Source organism: Mycobacterium sp. 1482292.6 (assembly GCF_001672995.1).
Classification (GTDB): Bacteria; Actinomycetota; Actinomycetes; order Mycobacteriales; family Mycobacteriaceae; genus Mycobacterium; species Mycobacterium europaeum_A.
The window spans coordinates 19,814-41,893 of the sequence record NZ_LZKV01000176.1 but is presented as its reverse complement, the minus strand read 5'-3'; the positions used below and the strand labels follow the sequence as shown (position 1 = coordinate 41,893).

The 22,080-nt window shown below is 70.1% G+C and carries 20 protein-coding genes; 8 read left to right on the top strand and 12 right to left on the bottom strand.

Translation table 11 applies throughout. The annotated features are described in order from the left end of the window. From A5624_RS17425 to A5624_RS17410, 4 genes are read right to left on the bottom strand one after another with little or no spacing between them, the layout of a single operon-like run. Nucleotides 1-4,617 carry an ATP-dependent helicase gene (locus tag A5624_RS17425; RefSeq protein ID WP_066868564.1) on the bottom strand — a complete coding sequence of 1,539 codons (4,617 nt, stop codon included), beginning with the start codon at nucleotides 4,615-4,617 and terminating at the stop codon, nucleotides 1-3. Between the two features lie 37 nt (nucleotides 4,618-4,654). Next, on the bottom strand, nucleotides 4,655-5,326 hold the full coding sequence (locus tag A5624_RS17420; protein WP_066868563.1) for a TetR/AcrR family transcriptional regulator: 672 nt from the start codon (nucleotides 5,324-5,326) through the stop codon (nucleotides 4,655-4,657). 46 nt (nucleotides 5,327-5,372) lie between these two features. Beyond that, nucleotides 5,373-6,902: an aldehyde dehydrogenase family protein gene (locus A5624_RS17415; protein ID WP_066868557.1), complete on the bottom strand. Its 1,530-nt coding sequence runs from the start codon at nucleotides 6,900-6,902 to the stop codon at nucleotides 5,373-5,375. Further along, nucleotides 6,902-8,149 carry a VOC family protein gene (locus tag A5624_RS17410; protein WP_066868555.1) on the bottom strand — a complete coding sequence of 416 codons (1,248 nt, stop codon included), beginning with the start codon at nucleotides 8,147-8,149 and terminating at the stop codon, nucleotides 6,902-6,904. Before A5624_RS17410 ends, A5624_RS17415 begins: the two co-directional genes overlap by 1 nt. Before the next feature lie 30 nt (nucleotides 8,150-8,179). Between A5624_RS17410 and A5624_RS17405 the strand changes: the two genes are divergently transcribed. From A5624_RS17405 to A5624_RS17380, 6 genes are all read left to right on the top strand, one after another. Further along, complete coding sequence (locus A5624_RS17405) at nucleotides 8,180-8,632, top strand: Lrp/AsnC family transcriptional regulator (RefSeq protein ID WP_066868553.1); 453 nt, start codon at nucleotides 8,180-8,182, stop codon at nucleotides 8,630-8,632. Between the two features lie 52 nt (nucleotides 8,633-8,684). Next, a complete protein-coding gene (gene lat / locus A5624_RS17400; protein ID WP_066868589.1) occupies nucleotides 8,685-10,028 on the top strand; it encodes an L-lysine 6-transaminase in 1,344 nt (447 codons plus the stop codon). A 174-nt stretch (nucleotides 10,029-10,202) separates the two neighbouring features. Beyond that, the gene (locus A5624_RS17395) at nucleotides 10,203-10,586 is read left to right on the top strand and encodes a hypothetical protein (protein WP_066868551.1); all 384 of its coding nucleotides are present in this window, start codon (nucleotides 10,203-10,205) and stop codon (nucleotides 10,584-10,586) included. 47 nt (nucleotides 10,587-10,633) lie between these two features. Further along, nucleotides 10,634-10,945, top strand: a complete 312-nt coding sequence (gene usfY, locus A5624_RS17390; protein ID WP_066868549.1) for a protein UsfY — start codon at nucleotides 10,634-10,636, stop codon at nucleotides 10,943-10,945. A gap of 422 nt (nucleotides 10,946-11,367) precedes the next feature. Next, entirely contained in the window at nucleotides 11,368-11,805 is a 438-nt protein-coding gene (locus A5624_RS17385) for an ATP-binding protein (protein ID WP_007773234.1), read from the top strand. Further along, on the top strand, nucleotides 11,802-12,590 hold the full coding sequence (locus tag A5624_RS17380) for an RNA polymerase sigma factor SigF (RefSeq protein WP_066868547.1): 789 nt from the start codon (nucleotides 11,802-11,804) through the stop codon (nucleotides 12,588-12,590). The genes A5624_RS17385 and A5624_RS17380 overlap by 4 nt, the downstream gene beginning before the upstream one ends. Here A5624_RS17380 and A5624_RS17375 read toward each other — a convergent pair. The 8 genes from A5624_RS17375 to A5624_RS17340 form a co-directional block, all read right to left on the bottom strand. Then, nucleotides 12,561-12,998 carry an STAS domain-containing protein gene (locus tag A5624_RS17375; protein ID WP_066868545.1) on the bottom strand — a complete coding sequence of 146 codons (438 nt, stop codon included), beginning with the start codon at nucleotides 12,996-12,998 and terminating at the stop codon, nucleotides 12,561-12,563. The genes A5624_RS17380 and A5624_RS17375 overlap by 30 nt on opposite strands. A gap of 182 nt (nucleotides 12,999-13,180) precedes the next feature. Beyond that, the gene (locus tag A5624_RS17370) at nucleotides 13,181-14,977 is read right to left on the bottom strand and encodes an acetyl/propionyl/methylcrotonyl-CoA carboxylase subunit alpha (RefSeq protein WP_066868542.1); all 1,797 of its coding nucleotides are present in this window, start codon (nucleotides 14,975-14,977) and stop codon (nucleotides 13,181-13,183) included. 126 nt (nucleotides 14,978-15,103) lie between these two features. Further along, nucleotides 15,104-15,523 (bottom strand): SufE family protein, encoded by a 420-nt coding sequence (locus tag A5624_RS17365; RefSeq protein WP_066868540.1) that lies wholly within the window; start codon nucleotides 15,521-15,523, stop codon nucleotides 15,104-15,106. A gap of 13 nt (nucleotides 15,524-15,536) precedes the next feature. Continuing rightward, nucleotides 15,537-16,427, bottom strand: a complete 891-nt coding sequence (locus tag A5624_RS17360; protein ID WP_066868538.1) for a sulfurtransferase — start codon at nucleotides 16,425-16,427, stop codon at nucleotides 15,537-15,539. Nucleotides 16,428-16,466: 39 nt separating this feature from the next. Continuing rightward, nucleotides 16,467-16,955, bottom strand: coding sequence for a pyridoxamine 5'-phosphate oxidase family protein (locus A5624_RS17355; RefSeq protein WP_066868537.1), 489 nt, complete (start codon nucleotides 16,953-16,955; stop codon nucleotides 16,467-16,469). Between the two features lie 65 nt (nucleotides 16,956-17,020). After that, the gene (locus A5624_RS17350) at nucleotides 17,021-17,662 is read right to left on the bottom strand and encodes a nucleoside triphosphate pyrophosphatase (protein ID WP_066868535.1); all 642 of its coding nucleotides are present in this window, start codon (nucleotides 17,660-17,662) and stop codon (nucleotides 17,021-17,023) included. Further along, on the bottom strand, nucleotides 17,659-17,910 hold the full coding sequence (locus A5624_RS17345) for an acyl-CoA carboxylase subunit epsilon (protein WP_066868588.1): 252 nt from the start codon (nucleotides 17,908-17,910) through the stop codon (nucleotides 17,659-17,661). Before A5624_RS17345 ends, A5624_RS17350 begins: the two co-directional genes overlap by 4 nt. 17 nt (nucleotides 17,911-17,927) lie before the next feature. Continuing rightward, nucleotides 17,928-19,568: an acyl-CoA carboxylase subunit beta gene (locus A5624_RS17340; protein WP_066868533.1), complete on the bottom strand. Its 1,641-nt coding sequence runs from the start codon at nucleotides 19,566-19,568 to the stop codon at nucleotides 17,928-17,930. A 119-nt stretch (nucleotides 19,569-19,687) separates the two neighbouring features. Here A5624_RS17340 and A5624_RS17335 point away from each other — a divergent pair, with 119 nt between their 5' ends. Then, on the top strand, nucleotides 19,688-21,457 hold the full coding sequence (locus A5624_RS17335; RefSeq protein WP_197518978.1) for a CocE/NonD family hydrolase: 1,770 nt from the start codon (nucleotides 19,688-19,690) through the stop codon (nucleotides 21,455-21,457). After that, entirely contained in the window at nucleotides 21,454-22,080 is a 627-nt protein-coding gene (locus A5624_RS17330; protein WP_066868531.1) for a TetR/AcrR family transcriptional regulator, read from the top strand. The genes A5624_RS17335 and A5624_RS17330 overlap by 4 nt, the downstream gene beginning before the upstream one ends.

Here is a 22,080-nt window from a genome sequence, read left to right as displayed (position 1 = left end):
TCAGCGCAGCCGCATCCCGCGCGGCGTGCGGGCGAATCCGGCGTCGGACAGGGCGTCGGCCGGGCCGGGCCCGCCCGCGTTTGGCTGCAATGCCGGCGCGCCGTCGATGCGTTCGACCAGGATCGACGCGACGCGGCGGGAGGCGACCAGGTCGGCCAGCGCGGTGGCCGCGGCGTGCTGGGCGGCCGGGTCGTCGGTGAAGGTGAGCAGCGACCGGCCGCCGCGCTCGAGGAACCAGGCCAGCTCGCCGTCGACCAGCACCACCAGCGCGCCGGCCTTGCGGCCCGGGCGGGCCCCCTCGCCGCGGGCGCCCGGCCACGGCAGCGCGGCGCCGTAGGGGTTGGCCGGGTCCGCGGCGGCCAGCGCGACCGCCCGGTACTCGGGCCGTTCCGGGTCGACCCCGTCGGAGTAGGCGCGCAGCCGGTCGACGGTCGACGCGACCGCGAACTGCGCCCCGCCCAGCGACTCGATGAAGTAGCCGCGCTGGCAGCGGCCCGCGTCCTCGAAGGTGCTCAGCACCTTGTACAGCGTGGCGAACCCGCCGGGCACGCCCTCGGCGGCCACCGCGCCGCGGGTCAGCACGCCGTGGCGGCCCAGCAGGAGCTCGGCCTGGTAGTGGGCGCGCAGCGTGGAGTCCGGCTCCGGGGCCGGCAGGATCGACCACCGGCCGGCCACGGTCGGGTCGGCGGGCCGGGAGTGGGGATGCGCGACGCTGTAGCGGCTCAGCCGCGGCGGCCGGTGCGACCGGTGCGCGGGTGCCGAGCGCTTGCGGCTTCCGGTGCCACCGAGCAGGGCGCGCACCGGGGCGAACGTGTCGCCGGTGATCCAGCCGGCCCAGATCAGTTCCCACAACGCGGCTTTGAGCTCGGACTCGCCGAACCCGCTCTGGGTGAGCTGGCGGAAGAAATAGGCGCCGCCCGGGGCCAGCGTGTCCAGGACGGCGCGGTGGGCGTCGCCCAGCTCGATGTCCGCCGGCCCGGCCAGGGTCAGCGGCGCGGATTCGCTGGGGTGCAACGCGATCCAGCCGTCGCCGGTCGAAATCGACCCGGCCCCCGACCAGGTGACCTCGCCGGTGGCGAGCAGCTCGTCGAGCAGCGCGGGGGAGTAGTCGCGGACCCGGGGCGCCAGCACCAGCGGCTCGACCGCCGAGGCGGGCATCCGCACACCGGCCAGCTGATCGATCACCGACATCAGGCCGTCCAACCCGGAATGGCTTGGCGAGCGCGATGATTCGGCGGAGCCCACGCGATGCCAGGCCGGCAGGAACCGGCCGTAGGCGGCGGTGCTGACCGGCTCGACCTGGGCACGCAGCGCCGCCAGGGACCGCCGCCGTAGGATGCGCAGCACCTCGGCGTCGCACCATTGTTCGCCGCCGGCCACGGGCGCCCCGTCCGCCTCGGCCGCGGCGACGAAGTCACCGCGCACCAGCCGGCCGTCACCGGCCAGCCGGCCCAGGATGTCGGCGGTCACCCGCAGCCCCAGCCCGAACCGGGTGGCGGCCTCGGCCGTGGTGAACGGGGTGTGGGTGCGCGCGTAGCGGCCCAGCAGTTCACCCAGCGGGTCGGCCACCTCCTCGGTGAAGGCGGCCGGCACGCCGAGGGGGACCGCGATGCCGATGCCGTCGCGCAGTCGGCCGATGTCCTCGATGGCCACCCACCAGCTGCGGCCGGCGAACGACACCGTCAGCGCGCGCCGGGCCGCGCGTAGCCCCTCCAGCCAACCTCCCACGTCGGCGCCGCCGGCGCGGGCGGCCACCTCGTCCTCGGTCAGCGGGCCCAGCAGCCGCAGCAGGTCCGCCACCGCCTCGGCGTCGCGGGCGGCCCGGTCCGGCGCGAGGTGCTGGAGCTGGCGGCCGGTGGCGGCGATGATCTCGGGGTCGAGCAGGTCACGCAGCTCCACCCGGCCCAACAGCTCGGCCAGCAGCGTGCTGTCCAGTGACAGCGCGGCCGCCCGGCGCTCGGCCAGCGGGCTGTCGCCCTCGTACATGAACGCGCCGACATAGCCGAACAGCAGCGACGCCGCGAACGGCGACGGCCGTTGCGTCTCGACCTCGAGCACCCGCACCCGCCGCTGCGCGATGCCGGTCATCAGCCGGGTCAGGGCGGGAACGTCGTAGACGTCCTGCAGGCATTCGCGGATGGTCTCCAGCACCACCGGGAAGTCGGGGTATTTGCGGGCCACCTCCAGTAACTGGGCGGCGCGCTGGCGCTGTTGCCACAGCGGCGAGCGGCGCCCGGGATGCCGGCGCGGCAACAGCAGGGCGCGCGCCGCGCACTCGCGGAACCGCGACGCGAACAGCGCCGAGCCGCCCACCTCGGCGGTGACGATCGGGTCGATCTCCTCGGCGTCGAAGACGAAAAGGTCGGCGCCGGGCGGGGTTTCGGTCCCGGCCTCCGACGCGAAATCCGAAATGGTGTCGGGCAGCCGCACCACGACGCCGTCGTCCGACGCGGTGGGCTTCTCGTCGATGCCGTAGCGCTCGCGCAGCCGGCGGGCCACCGCCAGCGCCAGCGGCCCGTTCACCGGCAGCCCGTACGGCGAGTGCAGGATCACCCGCCAGTCGCCCAGCTCGTCGCGGAACCGCTCGACCAGCAGCGTGGTGTCGGTCGGCACCACCCCGGCGGCGCCGCGCTGCTCCTCGAGCAGGCCCCACAGGTTGTCGGTGGCATACGCGTCGAAACCCAGCTCGGCGCAGCGGGTGTCGAAGGCCGCGCGCTTGAGGCCGGCCAGCTCGCCGGTGAAGGCGCCGAGCGCGGCGCCCAGCTCGGCCGGGCGGCCCAGGCCGTCGCCGCGCCAGAACGGCAGCCGGGCGGGCTGGCCGGGGGCGGGGATCACCAGCACCCGGTCGTGGGTGATCTCGGTGATCCGCCAGCTGGTGGCGCCCAGGGAGATGACGTCGCCGGGACGCGACTCGTAGACCATTTCCTCTTCGAGTTCGCCCACCCGCGAAGGCTTTTCGGCTTCGGAGGCCAGGTACACCGTGAACAGCCCGCGATCGGGGATGGCGCCGCCCGACGTCACGGCCAGCCGCTGTGCGCCGGGCCGGGCGGTCAGCGTGCCGGTGTCGCGGTCGTAGACCAATCGCGGTCGCAGCTCGGCGAATTCGGTGGACGGGTACTTGCCGCTCAACAGGTCAAGGGTGGCCTCGTAGACGCTGCGCGGCAGCGTCGCGAACGGGGCGGCCCGCCGGACGGTGTCGAACCACCGATCGGCGTCCAGCGGTTCCAGCGCCGCCGCCGCGACGGTCTGCTGCGCCAGGATGTCCAGCGGATTGGCGGGCACCCGCATGGTCTCGATCTGGCCGGTCAGCATGCGCTGCACGCTGACCGCACAGCCGATCAGGTCGGTCCGGTGCTTGGGGAACAGCACCCCCTGCGAGACCTCGCCGACCTGGTGGCCGGCCCGGCCGATGCGCTGCAGGCCGCTGGCCACCGACGGGGGCGCCTCCACCTGGATCACCAGATCGACCGCGCCCATGTCGATGCCCAGCTCCAGGCTGGAGGTGGCCACCACAGCCTTGAGCAGCCCGCGCTTGAGGTCCTCCTCGACCAGGGCGCGTTGTTCCTTGCTGACCGAGCCGTGGTGGGCGCGCGCCAGTATCGGGTCGGCGCCGTAGGTCTGGCCGCTGCCCATGATGTGCGCCGGGGCGCCCCCGGCCACCTTCGGGTTGGCGTCCGTGGCGAGTTCGACGCCGCTGCGCTCGGCGTGAATCTCGTTGAGGCGGGCGGTAAGCCGCTCGGCCAGTCGCCGCGAGTTGGCGAACACGATGGTCGAATTGTGCGATTCGATCAGGTCGACCAGGCGGTTCTCCACGTCGGGCCAGATGGTGTTGTTCGCCAGGTTGGCCATGTCCGGCACCGGCACCTGCACGCTGAGCTCGACCGTCTTGGCCGACGGCGGGGCCACTACGGTTGTCGGCGCCTGCCCGGACAGGAACCGGGCGAGCTCCTCGGGCGGGCGGACCGTGGCCGACAACCCGATGCGCTGGGCGGGCTTGTCCTCGCGCAGCGCTTGTGTCAAATCCTGGAGGCGCTCCAGCGACACCGCCAGGTGCGCGCCGCGCTTGCCGGCGGCGATGGCGTGGATCTCGTCGACGATCACGGTCTGGACGCCGGCCAGCGTCTCGCGGGCGGCCGAGGTGAGCATCAAGAACAGCGACTCGGGCGTGGTGATCAGCACGTCGGGCGGGCGGTTGATCAGCTGGCGGCGGGTGGCGGGCGGGGTGTCGCCGGAACGGACCCCGACGCTGATGTCGGGGGCGGGCAGGCCCCGGCTTTCGGCGATGCGGGTGAGCCCGGCCAGGGGGGTGCGCAGGTTGCGCTCGACGTCGACGGCCAGCGCCTTGAGCGGGGAGACGTAGAGGACCCGGGTGCCGGGCGGACGCTCGGCCGAGGCGGCGAGGCTGTCCAGCGCCCACAGGAACGCCGCCAGCGTCTTACCCGATCCGGTCGGGGCGATCACCAGTGTGTTGTGGCCGTCGGCGATCGCGTTCCACGCGTCGGCCTGCGCGGTGGTGGGTGCGTCGAAGGTGCTGGTGAACCACTCGCGGGTGATGGCGCTGAACCGGCCCAACGGGTCGGGGCGGCCGGGCGGCCCGGAGTCGGCGCGAGTGCTCACCCGTCCATGGTGCCAACGGGCACCGACAAGGCGTCGGCTAGCGCGGCTCGATCCGAGCGGTCGCCATCGCGTGGGACAGTTCCTCGGGGATCTCGGGGACCCGGGCGATGGCGTCGAACAGCGAGTGCGCGCACGCGTCGGCGAGGCGATCGGCATTCGTGGTGGGGTCGATGATGCGCTGCCGGCACAACTCGAAGGTGAACGCCAGCCAGCCGTGGCAGATCACCCGCAGGTCCCGCTCGACGTCGGGTTCCAGCTTCCCCGCGGGGGTCTTGGCCACCAGGTCGCTGATCCGGCTCATGATGTGCTCGAGCTGACGGTTCTTGGCTTCATCGTCGACGCCCAGCAGAACCGGGTCGGACCGGCCCAGGCCGACGTAGGCGGCCCACGCCGCCTCGGGGTTCTGCTCGTGGTAGGCCATGTAGGCCATGACGCCGGTGCGGACCTCTTCGTACATGGTCAGGCCGGTGGCGTCGTCCATGTTGGTGTTCTCGTACAGGCGGTCGGCCTCGTCCTTGACCACCGCCGCGAAGAATGCCCGTTTGTCGGGGAAGTAGTGATACATCAGGGCCCGCGACACCCCGGCGCGTTCCGCGATCTCGTCGATGCGGACCTCGTCGTAGGGCCGCTTCCCAAAGACCTCTGCCCCTAAAGCGAGCAGCTCAGCGCGTCGATCCTCGGGGGATAAGCGCCTGCGGGCAGTCGGCATGTGTCAGATAGTACTCATACGACATGAGACCCCGGCCACTTTGGATTCATCCGAACTTCACGCCCTGGGCCAGCGGTAACTCGCCGGAATAATTGACGGTATTGGTACTTTGGCGCATGTAGGCCTGCCACGAATCGGTGCCGGATTCGCGTCCGCCGCCGGTTTCCTTCTCTCCGCCGAACGCGCCGCCGATCTCCGCGCCGGACGTGCCGATGTTGACATTGGCGATTCCGCAGTCGGATTCGGCCAGGAAGCGCTCGGCCTCGCGTAGGTCGGTGGTGAAAATGGCCGACGAAAGGCCCTGCGGCACCGCGTTGTTGAGGGCGATCGCGTCGTCGAGCTCGTCGTAGGTCAGCACGTAGAGGATGGGCGCGAACGTTTCGGTGGCCACGATGGCGGTCTGCGCGGGCATCCGCACCAGCGCCGGCGCGACGTAGTAGGAACTCGGGTGTTCGGGGGCCTCGGGATGGGTGCGCTCGCCGCCGATCACCTCGCCGCCGTCGGCGCGCGCCTGTTCGAGCGCCCCCACCATGTCGCGGTAGGCGGTCTCGTGAATCAGCGGTCCGACCAGCGTGTCCGGCGCCGACGGGTCACCGATGCGCAGCTGCCCGAAGGCGGACGCGACGCGCGCGACCACCTCGTCGGCCACCGAGCGGTGGACGATCAGCCGGCGCAGGGTGGTGCAGCGCTGCCCCGCGGTGCCGGCGGCCGCGAACACCACCGCGCGCACCGCAAGGTCCAGGTCGGCCGACGGCGTCACGATGGCGGCGTTGTTGCCGCCCAACTCCAGCAGCACCCGGCCGAACCGCGCGGCGACGCGGGGACCGACGGCCCGGCCCATCCGGACCGAACCGGTCGCCGACACCAGCGCGACGCGCGGGTCGTCCACCAGCAGCTCGCCGAGGTCGCGGTCGCCTAGCACCAGCGAGCTCACCGCAGGCGGGGCGCCGACGTCGGCCGCGGCCCGGGCGATCAACGACTGGGTGGCCAGCGCCGTCAACGGCGTCAGCTCCGAGGGCTTCCACACCACCGGGTCCCCGCACACCAGGGCCAGCGCGGCGTTCCAGGCCCAAACCGCGACCGGGAAGTTGAACGCGGTGATCACGCCGACGACACCGAGCGGGTGCCAGGTCTCCAGCAGCCGGTGGCCGGGGCGTTCCGAGGCGATGGTGCGGCCGTAGAGCTGGCGCGACAGGCCGACCGCGAACTGGCAGATGTCGATCATCTCCTGCACCTCGCCGGCGGCCTCGGAGGTGATCTTGCCGACCTCGAGGGTCACCAGGGTGGCCAGCTCGCCGCGGTGCGCGGTCAGCAGCTCGCCGAGGCGGGCCACCAGCGCGCCGCGTACCGGGGCCGGTGTGCCGCGCCACACCGAGAACGCCTGGGCCGCTTCGCTGATCGTCCGCTCGGCCCGCTCGGGTGTGGTGGGCGCGATGGTGAACAACACCTCGCCGGTGATCGGGGTGCTGGCCGGCATCCCGTGGCCGTCCGGCTCGCCGAGCGCGACATCGGCGCCCATCGCGCGCAGGGCCTCACGCGCCCGGGCGCGCAGTTGGTCAGCGGTCGGCAGATTCATCAGAGTGCCTCCTGGGAGAGCGCTTCGTAGAGGGCATACGGGTCGTAGATCTCGCGGCCGATGGCCCCGGCCAGCCAGGCGGCGTCGTAGCCGGAATCGTCGGGGGCGGCACCGTTTTCAAAGCCCGCGTCGGCATCCAGGTTCGACCGGAAGATGCCCGCCGCCGACGCGGGCAGGAAGTCCTCGTAGACGATCGGCGCCGACGGGTCGCCGCCGCGGTAATAGGCCAGCCCGTCGGCGGCCATCTCCGCGTCGGTGCCCGGGAAGTACTGCGCCCACACCGCAGCCGGGTCGGCAGCGCCCATCGCGGCGTCGTAGCGTCGCCGGCCCTTCGGCGTCAGCGCGACGCCGCGCGCCTCCACTTCGCCGAAGCGCACCCGCAGCGTCCCGGTGCTGATGCGGCCGTCGTCGCGGAAGCGGCGGGGTTCGGCCAGGGCGCGAAACGAGGTCTGGCGCAACAGCACCGCGGGGCCGTCGGTGCGGGGCGGGCCCTGGATCGCGTCGATCATGGTGATGCCGCGCCGGGTCATCCGCCGGTACAACTCGTCGATGTCGAGCACCCGCGGCGTGAGGTGGTTGATGTGGGTGGTGCCGACGCCGGCGATGTCGGCGGCCACGCCCGAGACCCGGGCGAGTTCGTCGTACCAGGACCGCTCGATCGGTTCGTCGGACAACGCGAACGCCGCCACGGCCGCCGCGACGAACCCCGGCGCCTGGTCGGCGTCGCAGCCGCCCGCGGCGGCGATGACCCGCGCTTGGGCCAGCAGCGCGGGGTCGAACAGCCGGCGCCGGGTCACGAAGGCGTCGACGCGGCGGCGCAGGTCGCCGTCGAAGTAGCGCGCGTCGCGGGTGGCCAGCATCGAGGTGAACACCCGGAAGGGGTTGCGGGACAGCTCTTCTGGGTCGACCGGCCGGAAGGCGGTCGACACCACCGGGACCGGGGACGCGGCGCGCCGCAGGTCGTAGTAGCCGACCGGCAGCATGCCGAACGCGGCGAAAAGGTCGGCGACGGCGACCAGTTCGGCCGGACCGCCCACCCGGATGGCGCCGTGCCGCTCGGCGGTGACCCGCCGCAGCGAGCCGAAGCGTTCGGCATCGGCATGGCCCGCCGCGTAATCGGCGTTGACCTGCTCGCTGACCTCGACCAGGGTGCCGTATGCCGGCACCTCGGCGGCGTACATCGCCGACAGGCCCGCGGCGAACCGCTCCCGGAGCTGCCAGGCTGCCAGCCATTTCGGGCGGGTCACGGCGGCGCGGTCCTGCGATAGTCTCCGGCCATGAGTGAGACGCTCGACGAGGTCGACCGGATTCTGGTGCGCGAGTTGGTCGCCGACGGCCGCGCGACGCTGGCGGAGCTGGCCGCCAGCGCCCGGTTGTCGGTCTCGGCGGTGCAGTCGCGGGTGCGCAGGCTCGAGGCGCGGGGGGTGATCGCGGGATACTCGGCGCGCATCGACCCGGAGGCGGTCGGGCACCTGCTGTCGGCGTTCGTGGCCATCACTCCCTTGGATCCCTCTCAACCCGATGATGCGCCCGCCCGCCTCGAACACATCGAGGAGATCGAATCGTGTCACTCGGTGGCCGGCGAGGAGAGCTACGTCCTGCTGGTGCGTGTCGAGTCCGCCCGGGCGCTGGAAGACCTGCTGCAGCGGATCCGGACCACCGCGAACGTCAGGACGCGAAGCACCATCATATTGAATACTTTTTACACCGATAGGCAACGAATACCATAAAATATACGGCGCATCCCTCATGATTCCGTAAAAATCGGCTACCATGAGCGCCATGACCGCCACCCTGGACCGCTTCACCGGCCGGCGCACCGAGCCCGAACGGGTGCACGAGGTGCTGGCGCGCAGCATTCAGGTGGATGGCTTCGACTTCGTGCTCGACCTGGCCCGCTCCGCGGGCTCCTACCTGTACGACGCCCGCGACGGGCGGCGCTACCTGGACATGTTCACCTTCTTCGCGTCGTCGGCGCTGGGCATGAACCACCCCGCGCTGGCCGGCGACGAGCAGTTTCGCGCCGAGCTGACCCAGGCCGCGCTGAACAAGCCGAGCAACTCCGACGTGTACTCGGTCGCGATGGCCGGCTTCGTGCAGACGTTCGCCCGGGTGCTGGGCGATCCGGCCCTGCCGCACCTGTTCTTCGTCGACGGCGGCGCGCTGGCGGTGGAGAACGCGCTCAAGGTGGCGTTCGACTGGAAGAGCCGGCTCAACGAAGCCCGCGGGATCGATCCCGGGCTGGGCACCCGGGTGCTGCACCTGCGCGGCGCCTTCCACGGTCGCAGCGGATACACGCTGTCGCTGACCAACACCAAGCCGGCAACGGTCGCCCGCTTCCCCAAGTTCGACTGGCCGCGCATCGATGCCCCGTTCCTCCGGCCCGGCCTGGACGGGGCGGCCATGGCGGCGCTCGAAGCCGAGTCGCTGCGCCAGGCCCGGGCGGCCTTCGAAGCACACCCGCACGACATCGCATGCTTCGTGGCCGAGCCCATCCAGGGCGAGGGCGGCGACCGTCACTTCCGGCCCGAGTTCTTCGCGGCCATGCGCGAGCTGTGCGACTCCCACGACGCCCTGCTGATCTTCGACGAGGTGCAGACCGGCTGCGGCCTGACCGGAACGCCGTGGGCCTACCAGCAATTGGGCGTGCCGCCCGACGTGGTGGCGTTCGGGAAGAAGACCCAGGTGTGCGGGATCATGGCGGGCCGCCGGGTTCACGAGGTCGCCGAAAACGTCTTCGCGGTCCCGTCGCGGCTGAACTCGACATGGGGCGGCAACCTGGCCGACATGGTGCGCGCCCGCCGCATCCTGGAGGTGATCGAGGCCGACGACCTGTTCACCCACGCCGCCGAGCACGGCGCCCACCTGCGCGACCGCCTCGACGAGCTCGCCGAGGAATTTCCCGGCGTCGTGCTCGACCCCCGGGGGCGCGGCCTGATGTGCGCGTTCAGCCTGCCCAGCGCCGCCGACCGCGACGAATTGATCCGCCTGTTGTGGCGGCGCGCGGTGATCGTGCTGCCCTCGGGCGACGACGGTGTCCGGTTCCGTCCGGCGCTGACCGTCTCGCGCGCGGAGATCGACGCCGCGATCCGCGCCATCCGCGCCGCGCTGCGGACCCTGAATTAGCGAGTTGACCTCACGCCGAGCCGGTTTACCCCGGTTTGCCGCGGGGTATTTGAACCCCTGCGCCTTCCGCTGCTACCAGCGCGCGACTGCTGCCCAGAAGCTAGCGCGGTAACCAATGCGACGCGGCGAACGAATAAAAGATAAGCGTGAGGCCCCGAAGGGGAGGTGACAACGATGCAGAAAGCGGATGCGCGATCAGGTGGTGATCGCCTGGGACAGGAGGACGGCGAGGTGCTGGCCGCCGTCCGGTTCACCGTGCTGGCCACGCTCGCTGCCGTCGGCTTCCTATTGATCGCGGCGGTGTGGGTGAGTACTTGCCCGGGGGTGAATGTGGACACCGTGGCATGCGGTCCGCCCCAGCGCACCCTGTTGGCGTTCGGCGGCCCGCTCATCGCCCTGGTCGCCGGGGTCTGGGCGTTCGTGCGCACTTATCGGGTGTGGAAGGCCGAGGGGACCTGGTGGGGTTGGCACGGCGCGGGCTGGTTCTTGCTGACGGCGATGGCGCTGATGGTCGCCATGGGTGTCGCTCCGATCGCAGGGCCGGTACTGGCTCTTTAGGTTTGTTCTCCCGCGATCTAACGTTGATGGTGCGGTGAGGAGCAGCTATGGGAGACACCTACCATGACCCCGTCGACCATCTGAGGACCACGCGACCGCTCGCCGGCGAGTCGCTGATCGACGTCTTGCACTGGCCTGGCTACCTCTTAGTCGTCGCGGGCGTGATCGGGGCTTGCGGCAGTCTGGCGGCCTTCGGCAGCGGACATCACCACGAGGGCATGACCGCGGGCGTCGTCGCGGTCATCGCCACGGTGCTGGGGCTGGCCTGGCTGGCGGTGGAGCACCGCAGGATTCGCCGGATCGCCGATCGCTGGTACACCGAACATCCCGAGGTGCACCGGCAGTGGCCGGCCAGCTAGGGCCGCCGATCCGGCACCGACTCGGCCGCCTTTTTCGCCGGTGACCTGCCCGGACGCCGCGCTGTGTGAAATATCGCATGAAAGCCGAATCGGCGGTTACGGCCGCGGACTTGTGGGTATCAGGTCTGCACCATGATGAGTGCCGGAACGGTTGCGTTTGCGTGGTCACCCCATCATGGGGGACAACATCACGAACACACCGACATAAATGCCCACTGCGACCAGGAGCAAGACGACCAGCGTGACCCCGGCGATCACCGCGACGCGCGTGTACCGGCGCGTCGCGTCTGTGTCTGTCGTGTCAGGCCCACGCACATCGGGCCGAATACCCGGCGGCGATCATGACTAACCGGCTCGAGCGCGAGGTCCACGGTGGGCTGCGAAGCAGTAGTAGTGTCAGTCAAACATTGCCGGGAGACCATATGAACGATGCTGGATTGCACGCTAACAAGCGTCCGCGCGGCCACCGCGCCGTCGAGCTCCACGTTGCTGCGCGACTGGAGAACCTCGCGATGCTGCGCACCCTGGTCGGTGCTATCGGCACCTTCGAGGACCTGGATTTCGACGCGGTGGCGGACCTGCGGCTCGCGGTCGACGAAGTGTGCACCCGGTTGATTCGTTCGGCCACTCCCGACGCGACCCTGATCGTCGTGGTCGACCCGCAAGACGACCAATTGGTGGTGGAAGCCTCCGCGGCATGTGACACCCACGACGTGGTGGCGCCCGGCAGCTTCAGTTGGCACGTGCTGACGTCGTTGGCCGACGACGTCCAGACTTTCCATGACGGTCGCGAACCCAATGAAACCGGCAGTGTTTTCGGCATCACGCTGACGGCGCGACGGGCGGCCTCCAGCAGGTGACAGCGCGAGCTGCCGGCGGTTCGGTTTCACGTCCGAACGAATACGCCGATGTTCCGGACATGTTCCGTGAGTTGGCCAACATCACGCCCGACTCCATGGAATTCCAACGTCAACGGGACAAGATCGTCGAGCGCTGCCTGCCGCTGGCCGACCACATCGCGCGCCGCTTCGAGGGTCGCGGCGAACCGCGCGACGACCTGGTCCAGGTGGCGCGCGTCGGATTGGTCAACGCCGTCGTCCGCTTCGACGTCGAGGCCGGGTCGGACTTCGTGTCCTTCGCGGTGCCGACGATCATGGGCGAGGTCCGCCGCCACTTCCGCGACAACAGCTGGTCGGTCAAGGTCCCGCGGCGGCTCAAGGAACTGCACCTGCGCCTGGGCACCGCCACCGCCGACCTGTCGCAGCGGCTGGGCCGGGCGCCGACGGCGACCGAACTCGCCGCCGAGCTCGAAATGGACCGCGAAGAGGTGGTCGAGGGCCTGGTGGCCGGAAGCTCCTACAACACGTTGTCGATCGACAGCGGCGGCGGCAGCGAGGAAGAGGAAGCCCGCGCCATCGCGGACACCCTGGGTGACGTCGACACCGGACTGGACCGCATCGAGGACCAGGAATCGCTACGACCCCTGCTCGAGGCGCTGCCCGAGCGGGAGCGAACGGTGTTGGTGCTGCGGTTCTTCGAGTCGATGACACAGACCCAGATCGCCGAGCGGGTCGGCATCTCCCAGATGCACGTGTCGCGCCTGCTGGCGAAGTCGCTAACGCGGCTCCGGGACCAGTTGCAGTAGCGCCCGGGGCTCTTCGTCTTCGTCGTCAACGCGGAGCGGCTCCAGCAGCGGCTCGGCCCGCGGCGTCGTCACCGGCAGCGTGGCGTCGGGGTCGCAGACCCGCAACAACCTCGCCACCGCCGGGCTGGGTGCCATGGCCCAGGACACCTGGGCGGCCGAGCACGCGACGTTGATCCGGTGCAGGGCGGAAAAGCCCGCCGTGCCAATGAATTTCAGGCCGCGTAGGTCGAGGATCACCCGCCGCGAACGATTGGTGCTCTGCCGCACGTAGGCGGCGAGTTGGTCGGCGTTGGCCGCATCGAGCTCACCGTCGACCGTGATCAGGGTGCCCGTCGGGCCCCAGCGGGCGGTGAATTGTGCTGTGCGGCTTTGTTGCCAGGATTGGGCCACAGACATTGTTGACTCCATATCCCCTGCGGGGATTTGTTATGTCGATACGTAAGCCGTGCGAAGGAAATTCGCCAGATGAAGGGAATTCCGCCTACCCACGTCACGAACGTATCCCGGGCGGCTGTGAACTCAACCTTGCCCGCAACCCTACTCGCGGTGGCCAAGGCCTACAACGTGTCTGGGAAATCTCTCAGGGAGCGTTATTTGATCTCGGCGAGCACGGTGCCCTGGGTGATGGCGGCGCCGGGCTCGACCGCAAGTCCGGTGATGACACCGTCCTTGTGCGCGGTGACCGGGTTCTCCATCTTCATCGCCTCGAGCACCACGACCAGATCGCCCGCGGCGACCTCCTGGCCCTCCTCGACCGCGACCTTGACCACGGTGCCCTGCATGGGCGCGGTCACCGCGTCGCCGGAGGCGGCCGCACCCGCGTGCGCCCCGCGCTTGCGCGGCTTGGGCTTCTTGCGGATGACTCCGGCCGGATCGGCGGCGCCGCCGTTCGACAGCGCCAGGTCGCCGGGCAGCGACACCTCGAGCCGGCGGCCGCCGACCTCCACGACCACCTTTTGGCGCGGCCGGGCGTCCTCTTCGTCGAGAGGCTCGCCGCCGGTGAACGGTTCGATGGTGTTGTTCCACTCGGTCTCGATCCAGCGGGTGTGCACCGAGAAGCTTTCGCCGTCACCGATGAACGCCGGGTCGGACACCACGGCCCGGTGGAACGGGATGACCGTGGCCAGACCCTCGACGTGGAATTCGTCCAGCGCGCGCCGCGAGCGGGCGAGCGCCTCCTCGCGGGTGGCGCCGTACACGATCAACTTGGACAGCATCGAGTCGAACTGGCCGCCGATGACCGAACCGGCCTCCACGCCCGAGTCCAGCCGCACGCCGGGTCCGGTCGGGATGTCGTAGCGGGTGACCGGGCCGGGCGCGGGCAGGAAGCCGCGTCCGGCGTCCTCGCCGTTGATCCGGAACTCGATGGCGTGCCCGCGCGGCGTCGGGTCCTCGGTGAGGTCCAGCTTCTCGCCGTTGGCGATCTTGAACTGCTGCAGCACCAGGTCGATGCCGGCGGTCTCCTCGGTGACCGGGTGCTCGACCTGCAGGCGGGTGTTGACCTCCAGGAAGGAGATCAGGCCGTCCTGGCCGACCAGGTACTCGACGGTGCCGGCGCCGTAGTAGTGCGCCTCCTTGCAGATCCGCTTCGCCGACTCGTGGATCTCCTTGCGCTGCGCGTCGGTCAGGAACGGCGCGGGGGCCTCCTCCACCAGCTTCTGGAACCGGCGCTGCAGCGAGCAGTCGCGGGTGCCGGCGACGATGACGTTGCCGTGCTGGTCGGCGATCACCTGGGCCTCCACGTGGCGCGGCTTGTCCAGGTAGCGCTCGACGAAGCACTCGCCGCGGCCGAACGCGGCGACGGCCTCGCGGGTGGCCGACTCGAACAGCTCGGGGATCTCTTCGATGGTGCGGGCCACCTTCATGCCGCGGCCGCCGCCGCCGAACGCCGCCTTGATGGCGATCGGCACGCCGTACTCCTTGGCGAAGGCCACCACCTCATCGGCGTCCTTGACCGGGTCGGGGGTGCCGGGCACCAGCGGCGCCTGCGCGCGGGCGGCGATGTGGCGGGCGGTGACCTTGTCACCGAGGTCGCGGATGGACTGCGGGCTGGGCCCGATCCAGATCAGGTTCGCGTCCAGCACCGCCTGGGCGAAATCGGCGTTCTCCGAGAGGAACCCGTAGCCGGGGTGGACGGCGTTGGCGCCCGACTTGGCCGCCGCGTCGAGGAGCTTGCCGATGTCCAGGTAGGACTCGGCCGACGTCTGACCACCCAACGCGAACGCCTCGTCGGCCAGACGCACGTGCGGCGCGTCGGCGTCGGGCTCGGCGTACACCGCCACGCTGGACAGGCCCGCATCGCGGGCCGCGCGGATCACCCGGACAGCGATTTCGCCGCGGTTGGCGACGAGCACTTTGGAGATCCTCGAGCTGGCGTGACTAGCCACAGCGCCTCCTGTTTGGCATAACCGCAGACGTATTTCTGCGGGCTTCTCTAAGAGAATTTCTTACAACGAGTTCTCGGGAAGTCTAAGCGCCGCGCCGTTGGGCCCGACGAGGCGGCCCACCTTTTTTCAGGACGACTCGCGCAGCCTGCGCTTGATGCGGGCCAACATCGCCGACAACCCGCGCAAACGCAGCGGGCTGATCAGAGCGGCCAGGCCCAGGTCGGCGTAAAAATCCTCGGGCACCGCCAAAATCGCGGCGGCGGGCTGCTCGTCCAGACCGGCGGCCAGAATCGACGCGAACCCACGGGTGGTGGGCGATTCGGCGGGCGCGCTGAAGTGCAGCCGCACCCGGTCGGGGTCGCTGGCGTCGACATGCAAAAACAGCGGCGTCTGGCACTCGGGCACCGGCTCCATGGCCGCCTCTTGCAGGTCGGGCGGCAGCGCCGGCAGCTCGTTGGCGAATTCCAGCAGCAGCGCCAGCTTGTCCTGGCCCTCGACTTCGGCGAAGTCGGACACCACCTCGGCCAGGGGAGCGGGCATGGTCATCGCGGCGCCGCCATCAGACTTCGACGGTGCCCGGCTCTTCACCCGCCACGATCGGCGTGCGCACGGTGTTGCCCCACTCGGTCCACGATCCGTCGTAGTTGCGCACCCCGGGCTTGCCCAGCAGATGGGTCAGCACGAACCAGGTGTGGCTGGACCGCTCGCCGATGCGGCAGTACACGACGGTCTTGTCGTCCGGCTCGATGAACCCGTACAGCTCCTCGAGTTCCTGGCGGCTGCGGAAGCGGCCGCTCTCGTCGACGGCCTTGGCCCACGGGATCGACCGCGCGGTGGGGATGTGGCCGCCGCGCAGCACGCCTTCCTCCGGGTACTCGGGCATGTGCGTGCGCTTGCCGGTGTACTCGTCCGGCGAGCGCACGTCGATCAGCGGCTGGCTGCCGAGAATGCCCAGCACGTCGTCCTTGAAGGCGCGGATGGGCCCGTCGTTGCGGGTCACGACGGGATAGCCGCTGGAGGTCTTGGTGGGGACGTCCAGCGTGGTCTCCCGGCGTTCGGCCAGCCACAGGTCGCGGCCGCCGTTGAGCAGCCGCACGTCCGGGTGGCCGAACAGCGTGAACACCCACAGCGCGTAGGCGGCCCACCAGTTGCTCTTGTCGCCGTAGATCACCACGGTGTCGTCGCGGGCGATGCCCTTGCGGTCCATCAACTCCGCGAACCGCGCGCCGTCGATGTAGTCGCGGACCCGTGGGTCGTTGAGGTCGGTGTGCCAGTCGATCTTCACCGCGCCGGGGATATGGCCGACGTCGTAGAGCAGCACGTCCTCGTCGGATTCGACGATCGCCAGGCCGGGGGTGCCTTGGTTGGCGGACAGCCAGTCGGCGGTGACCAGGCGCTCGGGGTGGGCGTAGGCCGACAATGTCGGGCTTGGATCGGGGGGTAATGCCACACTGCCGAGCCTACCGCCAGCTCCGAAACGGCCAGCAGGTCAGTGCTTGCGGACCACCCGCTCGGGCACGCCGGGATTCCAGATGGTGACATCCAGGTGGCCGTCTCGGACCTCGACCGCCGATGCCCCGGTGACATCGGCGCCGAGCAGGTCGAATCGCTGGTCGCGCAGGTCCAGTCCGGTTTCGGAGAACAGCGCCTCGGCAAAGCGCCGGTGCACCGCGCCGTAGGGAACGACGCGGGCCAGCCCCCACAATTTCGCGTCCCCGTCGGTCACCTCGGTGTCGACGGTCGCGGTGTGCAGACAAAACCTCGGGTCGCGCGCCAGATCGAGGAACTTGGTGGTGGCCGGCATTCCCGGCAGCCACAACTCGTCCTCGAAGATCCGCGGCTCCATCGGGCTGATCCGGGGGAAGCCGTCGGAGCGCAGGGTGGCCAGCATGCACAGGTTGCCGCTGGCTCGATGGCGACGGGTGAAGATGCCGGCGATGCGCGGGGCTTGGGCGGTGAACTCGCTCCACGTGGTCATGGCTTGACCCTAGGGTTCGGGCCCGACATGTACTTCGGCGCCGAAGGCGGAGCGGGCCTGCGGATTTAGCGGCTCGGCGCTGCCGTCCACAGCGCGGACACCGACAGCCCGACCCGCTCCAGCAGCGACCGCAGTAGCGGCAGGCTGACGCCGATCACGTTCGAGGGGTCGCCGTCGATGCCGTCGACGAACCAGCCGCCCAGGCCGTCCAGGGTGAACCCGCCCGCCACGTGACGCGGTTCCCCGTCCGCGACGTAGGCCCGCAGGTCCGCCTCCGACGGGGTGGCGAAATGAACTGTGGTGCAACGCGATTCGACTTCGCGGTGGGTGATGGCGCCGTCGCGCAGCCGCAGCAGGCAGTGCCCGGTGTGCAGCTCACCGGAGCGGCCGGCCATCAGGCGCCACTGGCTCGCGGCGGCCTCGGCCGTCCCGGGCTTGCCGCACAGCCGGTCGTCGATCGACAGCATCGAATCACAGCCCACCACAACGCAATCGGCCGCGACATCACCGTCCAGCCCGCCGGCCACCCGCTGGGCCTTGGCTTCGGCCAGGGCGCACACCACGTCACCGGGCGACGCGGTCGGGCCCAGCGCGGCGGCGACGGCATCCTCGTCGACGCCGGAGACCACGACTAGCGGGTCGACGCCGGCCTGGCGCAGCACCTTGAGCCGGCCGGTCGAGGCCGACGCCAGCACCAGGCGGGTCAATGCCTCATGTGGGTCATCTGCTGGAACGTGAGCCGCTGATAGTTCGTCATCGCGAACCGCAGCCGGTCGACCGGCAGGCCCCAACGGGTCCGCTCGGGCTGTTCGGGCTCCGGCGCGCCACCGGCGCAACCCAGGACCGCGACCAGGGCGGCCACCTCCTCGGCGGTGGGCTCACCCCGCAGGATCTGGATGTGCGGCTCGTGGGGTGCCGCGTGGGCTTCCGCGTCGGCCGGCACGTCGGTCTGCACGTTGTCGGTCGTCTCGCTCACAGCGGTATGTTCCCGTGCTTCTTGGGGGGCAGGTGGGAGATCTTGCGTTCCAGCAGGCGCAGCGCGGTGCCGATGTAGCCGCGGGTGTGCGACGGCGGGATCACCGCGTCGACGTATCCCCGCTCGGCGGCGACGTACGGGTTGACCAGGGTGTCCTCGTACTCCTGCTGCAGCTGCAGGCGCAGCGCGTCGACGTCCTTGCCCTCCTTGGCCGCCTCGGAAAGCTGCTTGCGGTAGACGAACCCGACCGCACCCGAGGCGCCCATCACGGCGATCTGCGCCGACGGCCAGGCCAGGTTGACGTCGCAGCCCATGTCCTTGGAGCCCATCACGCAGTAGGCGCCGCCGTAGGCCTTGCGGGTGATGACGGTGATCTTGGGGACCGTGGCCTCGCCGTAGGCGAACAGCAGCTTGGCGCCGCGGCGGATGATGCCGTTGTACTCCTGGCCGGTGCCCGGCAGGAAGCCCGGGACGTCCACCAGCATGATGATCGGGATGTTGAAGCAGTCGCAGGTCCGCACGAACCGGGCGGCCTTCTCCGAGGCGTTGATGTCCAGGCACCCGGCGAACTGCGTCGGCTGGTTGGCCACGATCCCGACCGGCCGGCCTTCGACGCGGCCGAATCCGACGATGATGTTCTGCGCGTAGCCGCCCTGGACCTCCAGGAACTCGTCGTCGTCGAGGATCCGGGTGATCACCTCGTGCATGTCGTAGGGCTGGTTGGGGGAGTCCGGGATCAGCGTGTCCAGCTCGAGGTCCTCCTCGGTGAGGTTGTCCTCGATGGCGCCCGGCGGGTGCGGCTCGGCGTAGCGGGGCGCGTCGGTGGCGTTGTTGGGCGGCAGGTAGCCCAGCAGATCGCGGACCCAGTCGAAGGCGTCCTGCTCGCCGGAGGCGACGTAGTGCAGCGTGCCCGACTTGGCCATGTGGGTGTGGGCACCGCCCAGCTCCTCCATGGTGACGTCCTCGCCGGTGACGGTCTTGATGACGTCGGGGCCGGTGATGAACATCTGGCTGGTCTGGTCGACCATCACGACGAAGTCGGTCAGCGCGGGGGAATAGACGTGCCCACCCGCGGCGGCGCCCATGATCAGCGAGATCTGCGGGATGACGCCCGACGCCAGGATGTTGTTGCGGAAGATCTTGCTGTACAGGCCCAGGGAGACGACGCCCTCCTGGATCCGCGCGCCGGCGCCGTCGTTGATGCCGATCAGCGGGCGGCCGGTCTTGATCGCCAGCTCCTGGATCTTGACGATCTTCTCGCCGTACACCTCGCCGAGGCTGCCGCCGAACACCGTGGCGTCCTGGCTGAAGATGCACACGTCGCGGCCGTCGATGGTGCCGTAGCCGGTGATCACGCCGTCGCCCAGCGGCCGGTTGTTCTCCAGGCCGAAGTTCTTGCTGCGGTGCCGCGCCAGCGCGTCGAGCTCCACGAACGAGTCCTCGTCGAGCAGGGCGAGAATGCGCTCGCGGGCGGTCAGCTTGCCCTTGGCGTGCACCTTCTCGACGGCCTCTTCGCCCACCGGGTGCAGCGACTCTTCGCGGCGCTTGTGCAGCTCGGCGAGCTTGCCCGCGGTGGTGTGGATGTCGATGGTGTGTTCGGCAGCGGGTTCCGCAGTGTGGTCGGTAACGCTCGTCATGGCAGCGATGTTATCGGCAGCCCTGTCGGTCTCCCTTAAGCAGCCCTTAAGTAGTCGACGGCGATTCGCGAATATAAACAGCCGTTGAGTTTTAGTCCGCCGGGCCATAGGGTGCAGGAGTGGCTTCCGACGACTCCCGGGACGAGATGCTGTTCATGCCGTCTCATCCGCTGCAACCGGGTGATAGGTACGGCGTGCTGAGCGGGTTCGATCCCGGCACCCGCACCCTGCCGGCCGGCTTTCGGCTCGCGCCGGCATTCCGGGAGTTGCCGGTCGACATCGTGCTGGACAAGGACGTGGCGGTCACCATGCGCGACGGCGTCACCACGTACGTCGACATCCTGCGACCGCCGGGCGACGAGAAGGTGCCGGTGATCGTGGCGTGGAGCCCGTACGGCAAGGGGGAGGGCAGCGCCCCGGCGGCGATGGGGGTGTTCGGGCTGGTCGGCCTGGCCAACGACATCGTGTCGGGGTTGCACAAGTTCGAAGGCCCCGACCCGGCTTACTGGTGTGCGCAGGGCTACGCGATCTGCAATCCGGATGTTCGCGGGGTCTCCGACTGCGACGGCGACAGCGCCCTGTGGGATCGCCAGGAGGGCCGGGACTGCTACGACCTGATCGAGTGGCTGGCCGTCCAGGACTGGTGCACCGGCAAGGTCGCGATGAGCGGCACCTCCTACCTCGCGGTCGCCCAGTGGTTCGCCGCCGCCGAGCAGCCGCCGCACTTGGCGGCGATCAACCCCTGGGAAGGCGTCAGCGACGTCTACCGCGACCTGGTGATGCGCGGCGGCATGCCCGACACCGGGTTCGCCCGGCAGCTCCGGGACAACAGCTACTGGGGTAAGGGCCGCAAGGAGGACATCCTCGCCGAGGCCGAGCGCTACCCGCTGCTCAGCGACCTGTGGCGCAACAAGATCCCGCGCGTCGAGCGGGTCACCGTGCCGGCGTACGTCGTGGCCAGTTACTCCAACTCGTTGCACACGGCGGGGACGTTCCGCGCCTGGCGTCGCCTCGGTTCGTCCCAGAAGTGGCTGCGCATCCACAACAGCCAGGAATGGCCGGACTACTACGACGAAACGAACAGGGAGGATCTGCGGCGGTTCTTCGACCACTTTCTGAAGGGCGCCGACAACGGCTGGGAGCAGACTCCGCGCGTGCGTTACGCGCTGCTCGACCTCGAGGGGGGCGACCAGGTCGGTGTGCCCGCGCAGCAGTTCCCCCCGCCGGGGGTCACCTACACGAAGTACTACCTGGACGGCGCGTCGCGAACGCTGCGCACCGAGATCCCTGCCGCGGCGTCGACCGCGGCCTACCCGGCTGGTTCCGCCGCGCAGGCCGACCCGAATTTCGTCTCGTTTCTGGTCCGCTTCGACGGGCGGACCACGCTGGTCGGCTACCCGAAGGCGCGGCTGTGGGTGGAGGCGACCGACGCCGACGACATGGACCTGTTCGTCTTCGTCCAGAAGCTGGACCGCTACGGCACGCCGCTGCAGCAGTTCACCGTGCCCAATCAGAGCGCGCGAGTCCACGACCTCACCGAACGGGGCGCGTCGATCCTGCGGTATAAGGGCTCCGACGGCCGCTTGCGGGTGTCGATGCGCCATCGCGACGAGGCTGCGTCGACCGATGAGGTTCCCGTGCATAGCTTCGACCGAGTGCAGAAGCTGACGCCCGGCGAGGTGGTCGAGGTCGAAATCGAGCTGCTGCCAATCGGTCTCGTGTTCTACCCCGGCGAGCAGCTGCGGCTGATCATCAGCGCGCGGAACCTGTTCGGCACCTGGATGCCGGGACTGCGCGAATACGCGCCGCGCAACAGCGGGCAGCACGTCGTCCACACCGGGGGATCGCGCGCCTCGTATCTGCAGTTGCCGGTTCACCCGACGCCATGACCACCAAGCCCGTCGCCGCCGGGCGCCGCGGGCGCCGGCCGGGGGCGAACACCACCCGGCAGGCCATCCTGGACGCGGCTCGCGCCAGGTTCGCCGCCGACGGCTATGCCGCCACGACGATCAGGCGGGTCGCCGCCGACGCCGAGGTCGACGCGTCGCTGGTGATGCAGTTCTTCCGGTCGAAGGACGAGCTGTTCGGCGCGGTCATGTCGATCACGCCGGAAGCATTGGCGCGCTTGGGATCCGCGTTCGAAGGTCCCGACGAGCACCTCGGCGAGCGAGTGGTGCGCGCCTTTTTCGATGTGTGGGAGGGCGACCCGCGGGACTCGGAACCGTTGCTGGCGATGTTGCGTGGAGCCGTGGCGGAAGGTGCGGCAAAAACCGGGGCCAACGAGCAGCTGCGCGAGTTCATCCAGGCCCGGCTGCTCGACGGCATCCGCTCGCGACCGGGCGATCCCGACGACGCGGCGCTGCGCGCCGGTCTGGCGGCGTCGATGTTGGTCGGTATCGTCGTCGGACGACGAATCGTGGGAGTGCGGATCCTCACGGAAGCGGACAGCGACACGTTGATCGCGCGGCTGGCGCCGGCGATCCAAACCGTATTGACGGCGGCGCAGGAGTAG

Excerpts from the sequence above, each read along its gene's own strand:
- A5624_RS17420 (WP_066868563.1), bottom strand. The coding sequence starts at position 5,326 with ATGCCGACTGCCCGCAGGCGCTTATCCCCCGAGGATCGACGCGCTGAG.
- A5624_RS17415 (WP_066868557.1), bottom strand. The coding sequence starts at position 6,902 with ATGAATCTGCCGACCGCTGACCAACTGCGCGCCCGGGCGCGTGAGGCC.
- A5624_RS17405 (WP_066868553.1), top strand. The coding sequence starts at position 8,180 with ATGAGTGAGACGCTCGACGAGGTCGACCGGATTCTGGTGCGCGAGTTG.
- lat (WP_066868589.1), top strand. The coding sequence starts at position 8,685 with ATGACCGCCACCCTGGACCGCTTCACCGGCCGGCGCACCGAGCCCGAA.
- A5624_RS17395 (WP_066868551.1), top strand. The coding sequence starts at position 10,203 with ATGCAGAAAGCGGATGCGCGATCAGGTGGTGATCGCCTGGGACAGGAG.
- usfY (WP_066868549.1), top strand. The coding sequence starts at position 10,634 with ATGGGAGACACCTACCATGACCCCGTCGACCATCTGAGGACCACGCGA.
- A5624_RS17385 (WP_007773234.1), top strand. The coding sequence starts at position 11,368 with ATGAACGATGCTGGATTGCACGCTAACAAGCGTCCGCGCGGCCACCGC.
- A5624_RS17375 (WP_066868545.1), bottom strand. The coding sequence starts at position 12,998 with ATGGAGTCAACAATGTCTGTGGCCCAATCCTGGCAACAAAGCCGCACA.
- A5624_RS17365 (WP_066868540.1), bottom strand. The coding sequence starts at position 15,523 with ATGACCATGCCCGCTCCCCTGGCCGAGGTGGTGTCCGACTTCGCCGAA.
- A5624_RS17355 (WP_066868537.1), bottom strand. The coding sequence starts at position 16,955 with ATGACCACGTGGAGCGAGTTCACCGCCCAAGCCCCGCGCATCGCCGGC.
- A5624_RS17340 (WP_066868533.1), bottom strand. The coding sequence starts at position 19,568 with ATGACGAGCGTTACCGACCACACTGCGGAACCCGCTGCCGAACACACC.
- A5624_RS17330 (WP_066868531.1), top strand. The coding sequence starts at position 21,454 with ATGACCACCAAGCCCGTCGCCGCCGGGCGCCGCGGGCGCCGGCCGGGG.